Source organism: Arthrobacter sp. H14 (assembly GCF_000520495.1).
Taxonomy (GTDB): domain Bacteria; phylum Actinomycetota; class Actinomycetes; order Actinomycetales; family Micrococcaceae; genus Arthrobacter_C.
Genome location: NZ_KI914643.1, coordinates 2,367 through 18,790 on the forward strand (window position 1 = coordinate 2,367; position 16,424 = coordinate 18,790).

General features: G+C 62.9%; 8 protein-coding genes, 1 tRNA gene and 1 pseudogene. 4 read left to right on the plus strand and 6 right to left on the minus strand.

Going from position 1 to position 16,424, the window contains the following annotated elements; genetic code table 11:
• The first annotated feature begins 217 nt into the window (after nucleotides 1-217).
• Nucleotides 218-4,873, plus strand: a complete 4,656-nt coding sequence (locus Y707_RS24280; protein WP_051441752.1) for an ExeM/NucH family extracellular endonuclease — start codon at nucleotides 218-220, stop codon at nucleotides 4,871-4,873.
• 70 nt (nucleotides 4,874-4,943) lie between these two features.
• On the opposite strand, the gene Y707_RS24285 is transcribed toward Y707_RS24280, so the two are convergent.
• Complete coding sequence (locus Y707_RS24285; protein ID WP_081744706.1) at nucleotides 4,944-6,959, minus strand: FAD/NAD(P)-binding protein; 2,016 nt, start codon at nucleotides 6,957-6,959, stop codon at nucleotides 4,944-4,946.
• Nucleotides 6,960-7,036: 77 nt separating this feature from the next.
• On the opposite strand from Y707_RS24285, the gene Y707_RS0107395 reads away from it, so the two are divergent.
• Together Y707_RS0107395 and Y707_RS0107400 are read left to right on the plus strand one after the other, a co-directional pair.
• On the plus strand, nucleotides 7,037-9,175 hold the full coding sequence (locus Y707_RS0107395) for a prolyl oligopeptidase family serine peptidase (RefSeq protein WP_026534592.1): 2,139 nt from the start codon (nucleotides 7,037-7,039) through the stop codon (nucleotides 9,173-9,175).
• A gap of 64 nt (nucleotides 9,176-9,239) precedes the next feature.
• Nucleotides 9,240-9,324 (plus strand) — tRNA-Ser (locus Y707_RS0107400).
• A 29-nt stretch (nucleotides 9,325-9,353) separates the two neighbouring features.
• Here Y707_RS0107400 and Y707_RS24290 read toward each other — a convergent pair.
• The 3 genes from Y707_RS24290 to Y707_RS0107415 form a co-directional block, all read right to left on the minus strand.
• Nucleotides 9,354-11,000, minus strand: coding sequence for an ABC transporter transmembrane domain-containing protein (locus Y707_RS24290; protein WP_051441753.1), 1,647 nt, complete (start codon nucleotides 10,998-11,000; stop codon nucleotides 9,354-9,356).
• A gap of 2 nt (nucleotides 11,001-11,002) precedes the next feature.
• Nucleotides 11,003-12,232: a P-loop NTPase family protein gene (locus Y707_RS24295; protein WP_216699225.1), complete on the minus strand. Its 1,230-nt coding sequence runs from the start codon at nucleotides 12,230-12,232 to the stop codon at nucleotides 11,003-11,005.
• Nucleotides 12,233-12,408: 176 nt separating this feature from the next.
• Nucleotides 12,409-13,200, minus strand: a complete 792-nt coding sequence (locus Y707_RS0107415) for an IclR family transcriptional regulator (RefSeq protein ID WP_026534593.1) — start codon at nucleotides 13,198-13,200, stop codon at nucleotides 12,409-12,411.
• A gap of 155 nt (nucleotides 13,201-13,355) precedes the next feature.
• Here Y707_RS0107415 and Y707_RS0107420 point away from each other — a divergent pair, with 155 nt between their 5' ends.
• Complete coding sequence (locus Y707_RS0107420; RefSeq protein WP_026534594.1) at nucleotides 13,356-14,672, plus strand: YjiH family protein; 1,317 nt, start codon at nucleotides 13,356-13,358, stop codon at nucleotides 14,670-14,672.
• Nucleotides 14,673-14,713: 41 nt separating this feature from the next.
• Here Y707_RS0107420 and Y707_RS0107425 read toward each other — a convergent pair whose 3' ends face one another.
• The gene (locus Y707_RS0107425; RefSeq protein WP_026534595.1) at nucleotides 14,714-15,319 is read right to left on the minus strand and encodes a YdeI/OmpD-associated family protein; all 606 of its coding nucleotides are present in this window, start codon (nucleotides 15,317-15,319) and stop codon (nucleotides 14,714-14,716) included.
• A 67-nt stretch (nucleotides 15,320-15,386) separates the two neighbouring features.
• Nucleotides 15,387-16,424: pseudogene (locus Y707_RS28875) on the minus strand (hypothetical protein); the annotation flags it as partial.

A 16,424-nucleotide genomic window follows, 5' to 3' on the forward strand; every position in this document is an offset into this window, starting at 1 on the left:
AGATGCCCGGCCGCCGCTTTGTTGCAGCCCACCCGTACAGTTCTGCTGGTGCTTGCCGGACTGCAACCACCCGTTTACTCAATTCTGATTCTCTCGGTATGTGCTGACGTTTTTGTCGGACCCATCGCGTACGTTCTTAAGTGCGATGGACCACTACCCCCTGTGGTGCATATCACTCGCGGCTTCGTTATGGCCGCTCAAAGGAGAGTAATAACGGATGAGTAATTCGTCATGGAAGGCTGCGCTCGGAGCGGCGCTCTCGGTGGGGCTCATCGCCTCGCCAGTGTCCGCGCTCCCGGCGTTGGCCGAAGAGCCGGTGATCCCGGCAGCGGCCGCTGAGGGAAACGGCGTCATTATCAACGAGGCGTACACCAACGCCGGCAGCTCTAATGCTGTCTTCACCAACAAGTTCGTCGAGCTGTACAACCCGACGGACGAACCCGTGTCGTTGGAAAGCTGGTCCATACAGTACCGGTCAGCTGGCGGCACCGATGCACCCCACCAGGTCATCCCCCTGGACGGCAGCATCGCTCCCGACAGCCACTACCTAGTCCAGGGAAACGCCAACGGCGGAGAGAACGCAGAAGGCGCTCCGCTGCCGGCTGCCGACGTCGTCAATAATGCATTGAATGTCAGCGGCACCCAGGGCACCATCATCCTCGCCAGGACGGACAGCGCACTTGATCCGCTCGCCACGGGATCGATTGTCGAAGACATGCGGATCGCCGACCTGCTGGGATATGGCAGCACCAACACGTTCGAGACAACGGCCGCGCCATCGCCGTCGAACAATTCAGATCCCAAGTCCATAAACCGCACGGATTTTGTGGACACCGATGATAACTCCGCGGACTTCATTCTGAAGGCCGAGGTGACTCCGACGAACGCCGCGGGGGAAACCGGCGTGCCTCCCGAGGAGGAGCCTCCGGTCGAGCCGGAACCAGCGGGCGAAAAGAGCATTGCCGAAATCCAGGGATCCGGCGCGGCCAGTCCCCTGAACGGCAAGACCGTTACCACCCAAGGCAAGGTGACCGCGGTCTACCCGACCGGCGGCTTCAACGGCTACTACATCCAGACTCCCGGAACCGGTGGAGCAATCGACCTGGGCAGCCATTCGACCTCGCACGGAGTGTTTGTCTTCTCCCCGGCAACGGTCGATGAGGTGCAAATCGGCGACTTCGTCGAAGTGAACGGCCTCGTCAAGGAGTACTTCGACCTGACGGAAATTGACGTCTCCGCCGGAGGACTCACCCAGCTGGATGCGGCGGCCGAAGAAGTCAAGGCCGCAACGGTCGGCCTGCCCGCCGGCGATGCGCAGCGCGAATCCCTCGAGGGCATGCTGCTCGCCCCGCAGGGCGATTTCACCATCACGGATAACTACTCGCTGAACCATTACGGTGAAATCGGACTGGCTGCCGGGACATCTCCGTTGATCCAGCCGACAGCTGTAGCACCCGTCGGCAGTGAGGAAATCGCTGAGGTCGAGGCAAGCAATGCGGCGCGGTCGGTGACACTCGACGACGGCGCCAGCACCAACTTCTTCTCCCAACAGAACCAGCCGCTGCCCTACCTGACAATGGAGGAACCGGCGCGCGTCGGCTCCCCCGTGCACTTTGAGACGAATGTCGTTTTCGACTACCGGTTTGGCGTCTGGAAATTCCAGCCGTTGACCGAACTGAACCCGGTCAATGCCGAAACGGTTCAGCCTGTCAGCTTCGAGAACACCCGGACTGCGGCCCCGGAACCGGTTGGCGGCGACATTACGCTCGCCTCCTTCAACGTCCTGAACTACTTCAGCACTACCGGGGACGAACTGACCGGTTGCGAGTACTACACGGACCGGGACGGAAACCCGATTGCTGTCCGGGGAGGGTGCGAAGACCGCGGTGCCGCGAATGAGGAGAATCTGCAGCGGCAGCAGGACAAAATCGTCGACGCGATCAATTCCCTCGACGCCGACGTCGTCTCGCTGGCGGAAATTGAAAACTCGGCCGTCTTCGGCAAGGACCGGGATGATGCCCTGAGAAATCTGGTGGCGGCCCTCAACTCCACTGCCGGAGATGTGTGGGAGTACGTCGAGTCCCCTGCTGATACCCCAATCAATGAGGACGTCATCCGTACGGCTTTCATTTACAAGAAGCCCGCCGTCGAAACCGTTGGTGAATCGCAGATCCTGCTGGGCAGCGAGGCATTCTCGAACGCCCGCGAGCCTCTGGCGCAGGCGTTCAAAACCGCTGGCGGACCTGCCGAGTCGGCATTTGTCGCCATTGCCAACCACTTCAAGTCCAAGGGCTCGGACCCGGGTGATGGAGGACCGAACGCCGACAAGGGCGACGGCGCAGGCGCCTGGAATGCCACCCGCACCGCACAAGCCGAAGCGCTGGTCGACTTTGCCAACAAGGTGAAGGCCGAAATCGGAACTGAGTTGGTTTTCCTCATGGGTGACTTCAACTCGTACAAGATGGAGGACCCGATCGAGGTTCTGCGCGACGCCGGCTATGTGAACCAGGGAGCGAAGACGGGTGAGCACACATACGCCTACGGTGGCGCCGTGGGCTCGCTCGACTACATCTTCGCCTCCGGGGCAGCCGATGCCACAGTCACGGGCGCGGATATCTGGAATATCAACTCCGTGGAGTCGGTGGCCCTTGAGTACAGCCGCTACAACTACAACATCACGGACTACTACGCTCCCGACGCCTATCGTTCCAGCGACCACGACCCCATTCTGGTCGGATTGGACCTGGCCGGCACCGGCCCGGAAGCAGGAACCACCGAAGTCAACATTCTCGGCATCAACGACTTCCACGGGCGGATTGACGAAAACACCGTCAATTTCGCCGGGACCGTCGCGGAACTCAAGGCCTCGGCACCCGAGGGTCAGACGGCCTTCATCTCCGCCGGAGACAATATCGGTGCTTCCCTGTTTGCCTCCTCGGAGCAGGACGACGTCCCCACCATTGAGGTTTTGAACGCTCTGGGCCTCAAGGCATCCACCGTTGGCAATCACGAGTTCGACAAAGGCTGGGAGGACCTCCGCGACCGCGTCAGCGAACTGGCGGACTTCCCATACCTCGGCGCAAACGTCTACGCAGCCGGAACTCAGGATCCGGTGCTGGACGAGTACCAGATCATCGACCTCAACGGGGTTCAGGTTGCCGTGATCGGAGCGGTCACGCAGGAAACTCCTTCATTGGTTTCGCCGAACGGCATCTCCATGCTGGAGTTCGGTGATCCAGTTGAGGCAGTGAACCGCGTCGCGCAGGAAATCGAGGCTGCAGGTTTGGCCGATGTCATCATCGCGGCGTACCACGAAGGCGCCAGTGCTGGAACGCTGGCCGAATCAACGCTGGAGGAAGAAGTCGCAGCCGGCGGCGCTTTTGCCAGCATCGTCAATGAGACAAGTCCGCTCGTCGACGCGATGTTCACCGGGCACACACACAAGCAGTACGCCTGGGATGCTCCCGTTCCGGGGGAACCGGGTGAAACCCGGCCCATCGTGCAGACGGGAAGCTACGGAGCGTTTATCGGCCAGATCGAACTCACCATCGATACCGCCACGGGTGAGGTGACCGCTTACGAAGCGAGGAACGCTCCCCAAACGGAAACCCCCGCCGAGGAACTGATTGCGACCTACCCGGCGGTTGCCGAGGTCGACACGATCGTGGACGCCGCCCTGGAACAGGCGGAAATCATCGGTTCCCGACCCGTCGCCTCAGTGACAGCGGACATTACGACGGCGTTCTCCGGACCCGAGGGCGAGCGCACCCGGGATGACCGCGGATCCGAATCGGCGCTTGGCCACCTCGTGGCGGATGCGTTGCTCGAAACGCTCAGTCCGGACCAGTTGGGAGCGGCCGAGATCGGCGTCACCAACCCCGGTGGCCTGCGGGCGGAGCTGTGCGACAGCGAAGCCGGCGTCCCGTCCCCGGAGGGCGATCTCTGCGATGGCAACTCCGATGGCGTTATCACCTTCATGGAAGCCAATAATGTGCTGCCATTCGTCAATAACCTGTGGACCACCACGCTCACCGGTGCGCAGGTAAAGACGATGCTGGAACAGCAATGGCAGCCTGATGACGCCTCACGTCCATTCCTGGCGCTGGGACTGTCCGAGAATGTGGCCTACACGTACGATCCAACCCGGGCGCAAGGCGACCGCATTCTGTCGGTCACGGTTAATGGCGAACCGTTGGATCCCGAGCGCGGCTATCGAATCGGAACTTTCAGCTTCCTGGCTCAGGGAGGGGACAACTTTACGGTGTTTACTGAAGGAACCGACACCAAGGACTCGGGTTTGGTCGACAGGGAGGCGTGGATCGCCTACCTTGAGGCGAGCAGCCCTGTTTCCCCGGACTTCTCCCGCCGCGGCGTGGTTGTCCAGAATGCGCCGGAGTCCGTTCAGGCGGGACAGGAAGTGAGCTTCGAGGTATCAAAGCTCGACCTGGCCTCGCTCGGGGCACCGGACCTCAAGGAGCTCGTGATTGAACACGTTCCAGCGTCAGGCGAACCAAGCACCGTGGGGACCTACCCGGTCGTTGATGGTGCCGCTACCGTCACCTTCACCGCAACAGCGGAAATGGCGGAAGGTTACTTTACGGCTTCGACGCCGGTCAGCGGGACCATGGTGCGGCTGCCGTTGACAGTCTCTGCGGCTGATGCCGCGGACTGCCGGGAACCTGGCAAACCGGACCAGGAGGAGCCAGGCAAGCCGCTGCCGATCTGCAAGCCGGTGCACCCCGGAAAGCCTGGGTCCTCAGTTGGTCCTTGGCCGGGCCATGGTCAGCCGGACCAGCCGGGTAAACCGGGCAAGGGCGGTCATGCCGGACAGCCGTGGTCAGGTACCGGGATTGGGCAGCTGATCAACCAGTAATCCAGTCGTCACCGGCCTTTGATGGTGCCCGCTCTCCTGCTGGAGGGCGGGCACTACTCGGTTGAGCCGGCTACCGGCGGTCGGCCAGCACGCGTCGCCGAGCGCCCGCATCAGGGCTGCGGTAATCGACGTCCAGCGCCCTTTGAACGATGTCCGACGCGATATCGTCTGCGTCCTTCAAGGTCCTGGCCCCGGCTTCCAGGTCCCCGCCTGCCTGCGCTGCAATAGCGGTGCCCCACTGTACCGAGGAAAGCTGCAGCCCCAGGGCGTAAACACCCTCGTTGATGTGTCCGTTCTTCATCCGCAGCCGGTACGGAGGAGCGGTGACGTCGAGCCCACTGCCCGGCACCGGCGCATCTTCGATGGAGACCATCATCTTCGGCCTGGCGAAACCGTCCTCAAGCATCTGCGACAACAGTGGCGAAACGTTCCGCTCCACGTGGTTCGCCGGCATCATCGCCTCCAGCATGTGGGCGGCAGTGACCCTACCACCCTTCACCCATGGTGAGCCGGCGCTGAATAAGCCGGTTTTTTCATCGACGTGGAATTTGGGGTCCGGTCCAAGAAAATGTACGACGCCGGCCCTCGCCAGCGCGGCAAGCTGCTCGATGCGTACAGCTGGCGGACCGCTGGCAAGACCTTCCACGAAGGACTCAAACCAGCCCCGCAGCTCGCTGAGCCAGGAAGCATCGGTGAGGCCGCCGTCGGCGACGACCTTTTTAATCACCGACCGCCCTGCATTAAGCGCACCGATGGCCATCTTCACTGGGTCGTCCTCGCCTGCTGCCGATCCCCGGGCGTCGGCCTCAAGGTAATCAAGAACGACATCGTCATAGTCGCAGTGACTGGCAAACGTACGGCGTGCGAAGGGGTGCGCCAGTTTCCGGATCTGCAACTGGTGCTCCGGGGAAACATGTTCAGCCGTGAGCCGGTCGACCCGGTGGTCCCAGGGCTCCGCGCCGTGGAGGATGTGTTCGGTAAGAATTGCGTTCAGGCGGGACAGAAACTCGTCGCCCCCCAGCAGGAAGGCCGAAGGCGTCACCCGGGCAAGGGTTTTGTAGTACGCCCACAGAGCATCCCGGTGCAGCAGCGGCCAGAGGTCGTGGTCGAATGCCGGCTGGACTCCCGCCGCCGCGAACCGGCCGGCCCGTTCGGCCGTACAGAAGCGCAGCTTCACGCTGGCGGGGATATACGTCTGCAGCTCTGCTTTCGCCCGGTACGGAGTTCCCCTTCTGGAGGCGGCGTAGAGGATGGGTTCGGACCCGGACGGCTTGTATTCCAGTGCCCTGCCCGGTCCGTCGCCGCTTGAAACGAATTGTCCGCCGCGGCCGACAGTCACCTGCATCATGACGTCGAAGAAGTTCAGCCCGAGCCCGCGGACGAGCACCGGCTCATCCACAGGAAGTCTGGACCAATCGACGTCGGCAGGCACGGCTGGGGGCCAGTATCTCAGGCCATGCTTCACCGCCGCCGTCAGCAATGCCTGCTGGTCAGGCCGCAGCTCCGCCGGCAAATGTCCCATCGCCAGCACCACGCTGTCGGCCACCAGATCCTGTCCGTCATTGAGCTCAATCCCGAACCCACCAAGTACATCCGGAACAAAGCGCACTGCCTCCCCTTCGTGGACGGAGAGCGTGATGTCGTCCGTTTGATACGCCGTGAGCTGGGCGAACATCCATCGCAGGTAACGCCCGTACAGCGCCCGGCTCGGGAACCCTGTCGACTCCAAACCCGCGAGTTCATCCCGGTCCTGTTCGCTGAGTTCGACGTCGGTCAACGAGCCGGACTTCAGCCGCTCCCGCCACTGGTCGAAGGTCAGCCCCGCGACCGGCGCCGGTTCCAGCAGGTCGCCCGGCGACAATGTGGGGAAGAGCGCAGGCGTGTTCATCAGGAAGAGCCGCGACTGGTCCGGACGCCAAACATGGCCGGCGCCGGGCGGGTAGGGGTCGAGCAAATCGATATGCAGCCTCAACGGCGTTCCCGCGTTCCGCAGGTGACCGGCGTGGGCCAGCAACCGTTCGAGAACGGAGGTGCCACGTGGCCCGGCGCCGACAACCGCCACCGTGTGTACCCGTTCTTTAGCCATTCCTATAGGGTATCGGGCGAAAATCGTTGGCGGGCTCAGCCACCCATTCAGCCCGGGGTACAACTTAGGATGGCTCTATGGTCTCTCATCACAGCACCGGAAACTCTGCCGGAAGCACCCTCCGAACCGCACCTCCCGCCGTCGAACATAATCCAGCCGATGAATTTCAGTGGCTGGAGGACATCTATGGCGAGGACCAGCTCAGCTGGGTCAAGGAGCAGAACGCCCGCACGGACGACATGTTGCTCTCTGCCGAATACGAAGCGCTCGAACGCAGTGTCCTGGAAGTGCTGGATTCGACCGACCGCATCCCCATGGTGACCAAGCGCGGGGATTTTTACTACAACTTCTGGCGGGACGAGGAGCATCCGCGGGGTCTTTGGCGCCGCACCAGCTGGGACAGTTACCAGAGCGATGCCCCGGATTGGGATGTGCTGCTCGATGTCGACCAGTTGTCCCGGGACGAGGATGTCGAATGGGTCTTCGCCGGCGCCTCGCTGCTCCGCCCCGAGTTCACCCGGGCATTGATCTCCCTCTCCCCCGACGGCGGCGACGCCAAGGCAGTGCGCGAGTTCGACGTCGACTCCCGCAGCTTTGTGGACGGCGGATTCAACCTGCCCAGCGCCAAGAACAACGTCAGCTGGGTCGACCAGGACACCATTTACGTTGGCACCGACTTCGGCCCCGGATCCATGACCACCTCCTCCTACCCGCGCACCAATCGCCGCCTGCGCCGCGGACAGAGCCTGGACGAGGCGGAACTCGTCTTCGAGGTGGATGAGGACCACATGATGGCCATCCTCGTCCGCGACCTCACCCCCGGTTTTAAACGCGACATCGCGATCGACATCATCGACTTTTACAACCGCCGCAGCTATCTGATGGCCGACGGCGGGTGGCAGCAGATCGACGTGCCCGACGATGTGAACGTCGACCTGCACCGCAATTGGATCCTGTTCCGTCCGCAGACCGAATGGACCGTCGGGGACATGACCTACCTGCCCGGATCGCTGCTCGCGGCGAATCTTGAGGATTTCCACGCCGGCGAACGGAACCTGACCACGCTCTTCTCCCCGGACGAGAGCACCGCCTTGCAGTCATGGAGCTGGACCAAGGACCACCTGTTGCTCAACCTGTTGCGCGACGTCTCCTCCACCATCCGCGTGCTCACGCCGGGAGCGGATGGCTGGAACGAAACTGAGCTGGACGATGCGCCTGCCCTGCACTCGGTGGACGCGTTCGCCGTCGACGATGAGGACGAGGTCAACGGCAATGATTACTGGCTCGTCGTCACCGGCTACCTGACTCCCACCACCCTGCACCGCGGCACCATTGGGGCAGCAGCCACGGAGGTCAAGGCCTCGCCGTCGTACTTCAACAGCGATGACTACACCGTCGAGCAGCATTTCGCGACGTCCAAGGACGGCACCGAGGTTCCGTACTTCCAAGTCAGCTCCAAGGACTTGAAGCTCGACGGCGGCAACCCCACGTTGCTCTCGGGCTACGGCGGATTCCAGATCGCCCGCACCCCGGCCTACAGCGGAGCCACCGGACGCACCTGGCTGGAACGGTGCACCGCCCCGGATCAGGACGGTGACAGCCGCGGCGGGGTCTACGTCGTGGCCAACATCCGCGGCGGCGGCGAATACGGGCCCAGCTGGCACCGTGCCGCACTGCAGGAAAACCGGCACCGGGCCTATGAGGATTTCGCTGCCGTCGCCGAGGACCTGATCGAACGCGATGTGACGAGCCGCGCGCATCTTGGCTGTGAGGGGCGCAGCAACGGCGGCCTGCTGGTGGGCAACATGCTCACGCACTACCCATACCTGTTCGGAGCGGTGTCCTGCGGGGTGCCGCTGCTGGATATGCGCCGCTACACCAAGCTCTCGGCCGGTTACTCGTGGATTGCAGAATATGGGGATCCCGACGACGAGGAGCAGTGGGAGTTCATCCGCACCTTCTCGCCGTACCACAACCTCCGGGACGGCGTGGATTACCCCTCAACCTTCATCTTCACCGCCACCAGCGACGACCGCGTCGGCCCGGTGCAGGCCCGCAAGATGGCGGCAAGGATGGAGTCGATGGGCGTTCCCCAGGTCTGGTTCTATGAGTCGCTGGAGGGCGGCCATGCCGGTGCAACAGACAACCGCCAGGCGGCCCGGCTGCACAGCGCATCACACGAATTCCTCTGGAAGGCGACCACCGGCGGCCTCTGATTCGGCGGCGTTTTGCTCTGTGCCCCTCCGTCTGGGTAATCTTGGGGGGCTGGTTACCAGCGCTGGAGACGTGCCAGAGCGGCCGAATGGGCTTCACTGCTAATGAAGTGTGGGTCCGCCCACCGGGGGTTCAAATCCCCCCGTCTCCGCGAAATGCCAGGCCCGCCCTTGATGCAGATCATGCCGGGCCGGCTGGAACGCCCCGGTCTTTGGACCGGGGCGTTTCTGCGTCCAGGTCCGGGCGGTCGACCCACCAGGGGCGTCCGCCGTCAATCTCGGCCAATTCCATGGTCGCCGGTGCCAGCACCACAATCCCGGGATATGTCTGCAGCAGTCCGGCCAGCATCACGCGCCCATCGTCGTCCAAGTCGCCGTCCACGCGGTTGAGCACCAATAGCGGCGGCTCCCCCAAGGCGGCGCGGGCGACCTTCAGCCGGGCCTGTTCGGACACCGTCAGCGGCTCTCCTCCACGCTTGAGGCGGGTACGTTCTCCCTCAGGAAGATTGGCCAGCGCACTGCCAAGTCCGGCCTTGTCCAGCGCAGCAGAGCCTTCATCAACATGCAGTTCGGGCCGGCGGTACCGCACGGACCGGCCGATGGTTCCCCGCTCCAACAATGACCCCGCGGCGGCATAGCCAACCAGAACCCGGCGGTCCCGGTCCTCCGCCGACAACAGGTCGACGCCGTCAATCAGCGTACGCACGGAAGCATCCGGCCGCACCCCCAGCATCCGTTCGAGGACTCCGGTTGCCTGGGCAGGATCAGCGGCACGCAGCACGATCCGGTCCCCCGGCCGGGCTTCCAGCGGCGGCAGTTCCGCACCGCCGTCGATGGTTATCCCGCTGACATGCAGACCTTCGGAGCCGGCTTCGTTGACGTCTGCAGAACCTGGCTGCGCTTCGGACGCCTTCGGCGTCGGCGTGGCCACAACCAGGGCCGGCCCCAGTATTCTGCGGGCGGCCTTGAAGTTCTGCCGGTATTCCACCACCTTGCCCATATCCGCGACCGGTGTGGCGATCATGCCGACTATGGTCAATGCACCGGCGATCGTGGCGGTGGGCACGGCTTGCCATGCGCCCACCGTTGCCACGGCGGCAAGCGCCAAGGCGGCAACAGCCGCAGCGGAGCCGCGTATGTAGCCGGCGATGGTTGCACGGTCAATGGCGGCGCCGGCGACACTCCCGCCGAGCTTGTCCACCTTCTTCACCTCGCGGACCAGACCGCCGTCAATCCTGATCATCTGGGCTGCAGCGACAGTGTCGGCGATGTGCGCCGCCAATTGGCCTCGCTTGCGCCGCAGGATCCGTGCCCGCCGGAACGCCGGTATCGCCAACAGCGCCAGGGTGCCCGCGAGCAGACACAGAGGTACGACGACGGCGAGTGCCAGCGGCGGGGCGAGGAGCCACAGTGCGCAGAGCGTTCCCAGTACGAGCGGGATGCCCACGGCCAGTGGCGCGATGCCTTGAGCAACCCAGTTCCGTACGCTGGTCAGGTCATTAGTTGTCCTCGCTATGGTGATACCTGCCGCTGGCCCGCGGTCTGTTGAAAGGGCGGATCTGATCAAACCGGTGCGGATTTGGTGAATGTAATGCTGGCCCAGCTTTTCGGCGAGGACGCGTTCGACCGCACGCAGTGCTCCGGTGCCGAGGGCGGCGATGAGCAAACCGGCCAGGATCAGGATGAAGGCAGTAGTACCGCCGCCCGAGCTCAAGGCCCGGGTCATCAGCAGTGCGCTGGCGCCCGCTGCCGCAGCCAGTGCCAGCCCACAAACGATGAGCATCGCCATGTACCACCGGCGCCTGCCAGTCAGAAGTTTCGGCAGCATGGTTACAGCGTTGCTGCGGCCGCTGGAGCAGCCGGCGTGGAGGCAACCATCGTCACGATGGCGGGCGTACCGGTTCCGCTAATCCTGCCTTCGACCGGACTGGTGCCGGCAATGCCGGTTTCACGGACGGGCAGCATTCCAAGGGCGGTTGCCGGATGGCAAAGGTCGAAGGTGTCGATAACGGGGGTGTCCAGGACGGAGGCCGCCTCTTTGGCCGCCAGTGGTGAGGCCGTCAACAGGCCCGAGACCGCGGCGACATTCACTCCGGATTCGCGCAGGACCTGCAGTCCGCCGGCGGCTCCGAGCGCATCGGCCGCCGAAAAGATCACGTGGTCGACGGCGTCGTGGAATACCGGATCGCTGAGCAAGCGGGAGGTCTCGCCCTGATACACGCCATCGGCTATTTCAATCACGACCACGTCGGTTGCCGAGAACGTCAGCGCGTCGATCATGCTTGTCAGCAAGCCGCGGACGGTCTCATAGTCGAGTTTGAAGGTGGTCGGGTATCCGAAGTCGGTGAAGTCGAGTACCTTGGTCGCGCCGCCGTCGGTAAACAGACGTGGATCGTTCCCGGCGCCGGTTCCTGTGGCCTTACCGGCGGAGACGTTCAATCCCGCTGTGGTGAGACCTTTGACGAGGCAACCGAGGGTGGTCGATTTTCCGGAGTTCATGGAAGTTCCCAGGACGGCGATAACCGGCGGACGGCCCGGCAGCTGACTGGAAGAATGAATCTGGTGCGGTGCTGCGTCCTGCAGGTTCACGACTTTGCCGTGGCGGGACAGCAGACCGATGGGCTCGATCGCAGTCGGTTTGTCGATTGCGGCATGTTGTTCCAGGACGGTCCCGGCAAGCCCTCCGCCGGCCACCAGGTGGCATGGCTGAAGATCGTCGGGGACGACGGCGAGGAATTGGTCCGGGGCATACCGGTTTCCGTAGGCGACAAGGATCTCATCGCCGAGGAACATCGTTTGGCGGCGGGAGGCAGGGGATTCCAGTTTTGTGTGCTTGCCGAGTTCAGTGACGCGTGCAAGCACCACATCTCCGGCTTGTGGCGCAGCCTTCGGCTGGACGTCATATCCATACGGATTCAATTCGATGGCGTCGGCCACGAACCGTGTGGTGTATGCCTTCTTGGCGCTGAGGAGCCGGGCGGCATCCAGAGCAAGGGGTGCGCGCTCGGTGCCTCCGGACGGTTGGACGGTTCCGGAGGGGTGCGTAGTGGTGGTCGTCATGGTGTCTCCTTCGTTGGCGTTGCTGGCACTAACCAGTCAACACAGCCAACGTGAGACGATCATTTGAGCCCGATGAGTTTGCACTCATCTGTCCTTTACCTGTTGTTCATCTTGTATGTTCGCAACAGTCAGAGCCTCTGCTCAAGGGCCGGCCCCTCGACGTCGTTGTTTGTTGCTTACGGTTCCCAGCCGAGCCTGCGGCTCAATTCCCGGGCGGCCGGGCCCAGAGCGGCCAGGATTGGCTCCTGCGCCGGAACATTACCGGATCCAGGCCGTGACTCCGCGGCAAGGGTGCTGTACGAATATGTCACCGCTATGGAGGCTACGATCCGTCCGGTGCGGTCCCTGACGGGTTTGGCGACGGACGTCAGGCCTTCGGCCACTTCACCAAATTCCCGGGCGAAACCCTGCCGACGCACCGCATCAAGTTGCTGCTGGAGTTCAGAGAAGGTGGCAGGACCTCTGCCCGTCCGTTGAACGAACGAGTAATTAGGCGGAAAGAGGGCCTTCAGTTGCTGATCGCCCAAGCCCGCCAGGACGGCCCTGCCGGATGCCGTCAGGTGCGCTGGCAGGCGGACGTCCTTCGCGGTGACCAGCGGGGCGCGCGATGGTGCCGTCTCCTCATGAATGTAGAGCGTTTCGTGGCCCTGCACTACGGCCAAGTGTGCCGTTTCGCCGAGCTTGAGGACCAACCGCTCCAAAACAGGTCTTCCGAATCTTGCCAACGGGACCTGGATAGCGAAGGCTTGGCCGATTTCAAGCGCTGCGATGCCCAGTACATAGGATTTTTGCTCCGGAAGGTGCGCGACATACCCCAACGACTGCATTCCACGGAGGAGGCGGAACGTCGACGACCTGGGAGAGCCGGCAGCCTCGGAGATCCGTACGGCAGAGACTGGACTGGCCTGCGTAGCCAAATAGCTGAGGATCCGCAGCGCGCGCAGGGAGCTGCTTGAGTCATTTTCCATGGCGCTCCTCTGGCCGCGAGACAAGGATCTCATATGTGAGACCGCTTACTACGATTTTCCATTGTCTTTACAGACGATCAAGTGTCGGATAGTCCTAGGCAAATGAACGAGCCGCGTTTCAGGACGAACGCCGGCGCAGAATCCGGGAGACAATAATGGCCACAATTTCGAGGGCCCAGGAAACGAAACCGCACCAGATGTGGAAGCTGTTTGTTTACAGCGGCATTGGGGCATTCATGTTCTTCGTGCCGCTGACCATCAGCGGCCGGAACACCATCATGCTCGACCATATCGTCACGTTTCTCCAGGCAGCTATCGGACCTGCGTTGCCGTATTACGCCCTGGTGGTCATCGTGGCAGGAGCCCTGTACCCGTTCATCACCGGAACGTGGAGGAGAACGACCGTCGACGTCGTTTTTTCCTTGTTCAAGGTCGTGGGCATGGGCGTCGGCTTCATGCTGGTGTTCAATATCGGTCCTGCCTGGCTCTTCGAACCGGACATGGGCCCGTTCCTGTTCGACAAGCTGGTGATCCCGGTCGGGCTGCTGGTTCCCATCGGAGCCGTCTTCCTGGCCCTGCTGGTCAGTTATGGTCTGCTTGAGTTCATCGGCGTCCTCGTGCAGCGGATCATGCGCCCAATCTGGAAGACCCCGGGCCGCTCGGCCATTGACGCCGTTGCCTCCTTCGTTGGCAGCTACTCGCTCGGCCTGCTGATTACCAACCGCGTCTACAAAGAAGGTAAATACACGGCCCGGGAAGCGGCCATCATCGCCACCGGCTTCTCCACGGTATCGGCGACCTTCATGGTCATCGTGGCCAAAACCTTGGGGCTGATGGGCCAGTGGACGACCTACTTCTGGGTGACCTTCCTCGTGACGTTCCTGGTCACGGCCATCACGGTCAGGATTTGGCCCTTGAAGGGAATCCCGGACGAATACCACCCTGATGCAGAGCCCCAGCCGGAGGAGGAAATCACCGGCAACCGGTTGTCGAAGGCTTGGAGTGCGGCCCAGGAAACGGTGCAAGAGGCGCCCTCGCTGCGGGTAAACATCTGGGTCAATGTCCGCGACGGAGTACTAATGGCGATGGCGATCCTGCCGTCGATCCTCTCGATCGGGCTGCTCGGGCTGGTTCTCGCCACCTACACGCCGGTCTTCGACTGGCTGGGCTACGTCTTCTACCCCTTCACCTGGGCACTGCAGCTGCCGGAACCGATGCTGGTGGCGAAGGCCAGCGCCGTCGGTATTGCCGAAATGTTCCTGCCTGCCCTGCTCGTCGCCGAGGCCGGCGCCTTGGTGAAGTTCGTGATCGGCGTCGTCTCCGTTTCCGGCATCATCTTCTTCTCAGCTTTGGTCCCTTGCATCATGGCCACGGACATTCCGATTCCGATCTGGAAGCTGGTCGTCATTTGGTTCCAGCGGGTCGTACTCACGCTGATCCTGGTGACGCCGATCGCTTTCCTGCTGTACTAGTGCGGCTTAGGAACCCTGTGAGGAACCCGCCGACGCCGTTTTCATCGTGATGGTGTGGAGGGCTTCCTCTTCTGCGGATACGGGGTCTCATGACGGGCGAGCATCTGTACAAAGTCCTCAATGCGCCGCGAACGCGTTAGTGCTCTTTTCGCCGCATTCACGCGGTAGATAAGCGCATACCGGTTGGTGGAAGTCAGCACATCGAACATCGCCTGCGCGGCGGGCACGGCCGCCACGGCTTCGGCGAGATCCGCGGGCACTTCCGCTGTGGATTGACCGGTATAGGCCTTCTCCCAGCGCCCATCCGCCTTCGCGTTTTCGACGGCGGCCCGCCCGGCAGCGTGCATCTTCCCAGCAGCTTCCAGCCTTGCCACATGGGATACGTTTCTGGCCGACCAAGGGCTGTGCGGTCTGCGGGGCGTGAAGCGTTGACGGTAGCTGCCCTCGTCGCGCTTGTTGGCCTGGCCGTCGATCCAGCCGAAACATAGGGCTTCGTCCAGCGCCGCGGCGTAGGTCAAGTTAGTGACCGTCCCCCCGCTCTTATGGAGTACAAGCCATACTGAGTCAGCGGTGGAATGGTTTACCTCCAGCCATTGGCGCCACTCCTCCGCACCAGCGACAACGAGTTCAGGTGTTTCGGTGACCATGGCGCCGTTTACCTGGAGCTGTTCCCATAGCCAGTGTCTGTAGGGCCAAGCGTTCGCGACCCATACCTTAAGGCTGGCCCGCCAGCCGGATCAAGGCCGGAGAGGACGTCATTTCAGACAGGGAGAATTCAACCGCCTGTCCACCTTCTCCTCCACCGCGCACCGCTAGACCCTCGCCCAGATAGATGGCGGCGAAAGTCTGGCCGTTGGCATCCGTGTAATACAGGAGATCACCGGCTGCTGCTGCCTCAATAGTGGTGACGGTCTCGCCCAGCTGCAGGTAGTCCCGTCCACTCGGAGCGGGTGCATACCCTGAGCCGGTGAGTACCGTTTCGATGAACGACACGGCATCGTGTGGCTGCCCAACCTGGGCCATGGCCACTGCGGCAACGGTCGCCTGAAGGTTGCCGGTATCGGCTACCGGTGCCTCCGGAACGTCCGGTTTCTCCGTTTCTTCGACAACTGCCTGTTCGGGAGTAGCTTCGACCGATTCTTCGGACGATCCCTCCTCAGCGGCAACGTCCGCCGGTTCCGCGGCAGATCCGTCAACGGGGCCTTCCGTTGGAGCCTCGCCTGGTGATCCGACGGGATCCTTCCGGGCGCCGGATGACTCTGCGGCCTTGTCGGACTCAGTTGCCTGGTCGGGCCCGGCGGTCTCGGGCGTTTCCGGTTCCAGGGATTCCGTTGGTCCAGACGTCTTGTCCTTCTCTGTCCTGTCCTTACCGGTCGAATTGCCTTGCTTCGGTGATTCCTCCGCCGAAGGCTTCTCCTGCCGGGCCTCTTCGTCCCGCTCGGCCAGCTTCTCCCGTTCGGCCTTATCCCGCTCGGCCAGCTTCTCCCGCTCCCGGGTCTTATCTGTACCGGCCGGCTTCTCCCGCTCAGTCTCGTCCCGCTCGTCGGCTTTCTCCCGCTCCGGCGTTTTCGAAACCTTCGAAGTATTCTCGGTTTTCCGGGTTTCCGGAACCTTCACCCGGGACAGAGTTGCGGCCTCAATCCGGCGTTTCCCATCGTCTTTTTCCGTCGTAGAATCCTGCCGGGCACCACTGGATGACCCGTCGGAGGGAACCTCCGCAGGCGAAGGAACCGTGGCGGGCCCCGGGTAACC

Bases quoted from the DNA above. Each gene is read 5' to 3' on its own strand.
- Y707_RS24280 (WP_051441752.1), top strand. From the start codon at position 218: ATGAGTAATTCGTCATGGAAGGCTGCGCTCGGAGCGGCGCTCTCGGTG.
- Y707_RS24285 (WP_081744706.1), bottom strand. From the start codon at position 6,959: ATGGCTAAAGAACGGGTACACACGGTGGCGGTTGTCGGCGCCGGGCCA.
- Y707_RS0107425 (WP_026534595.1), bottom strand. From the start codon at position 15,319: ATGGTCACCGAAACACCTGAACTCGTTGTCGCTGGTGCGGAGGAGTGG.
- Y707_RS0107415 (WP_026534593.1), bottom strand. From the start codon at position 13,200: ATGGAAAATGACTCAAGCAGCTCCCTGCGCGCGCTGCGGATCCTCAGC.
- Y707_RS24290 (WP_051441753.1), bottom strand. From the start codon at position 11,000: ATGCTGCCGAAACTTCTGACTGGCAGGCGCCGGTGGTACATGGCGATG.
- Y707_RS0107420 (WP_026534594.1), top strand. From the start codon at position 13,356: ATGGCCACAATTTCGAGGGCCCAGGAAACGAAACCGCACCAGATGTGG.
- Y707_RS24295 (WP_216699225.1), bottom strand. From the start codon at position 12,232: ATGACGACCACCACTACGCACCCCTCCGGAACCGTCCAACCGTCCGGA.
- Y707_RS0107395 (WP_026534592.1), top strand. From the start codon at position 7,037: ATGGTCTCTCATCACAGCACCGGAAACTCTGCCGGAAGCACCCTCCGA.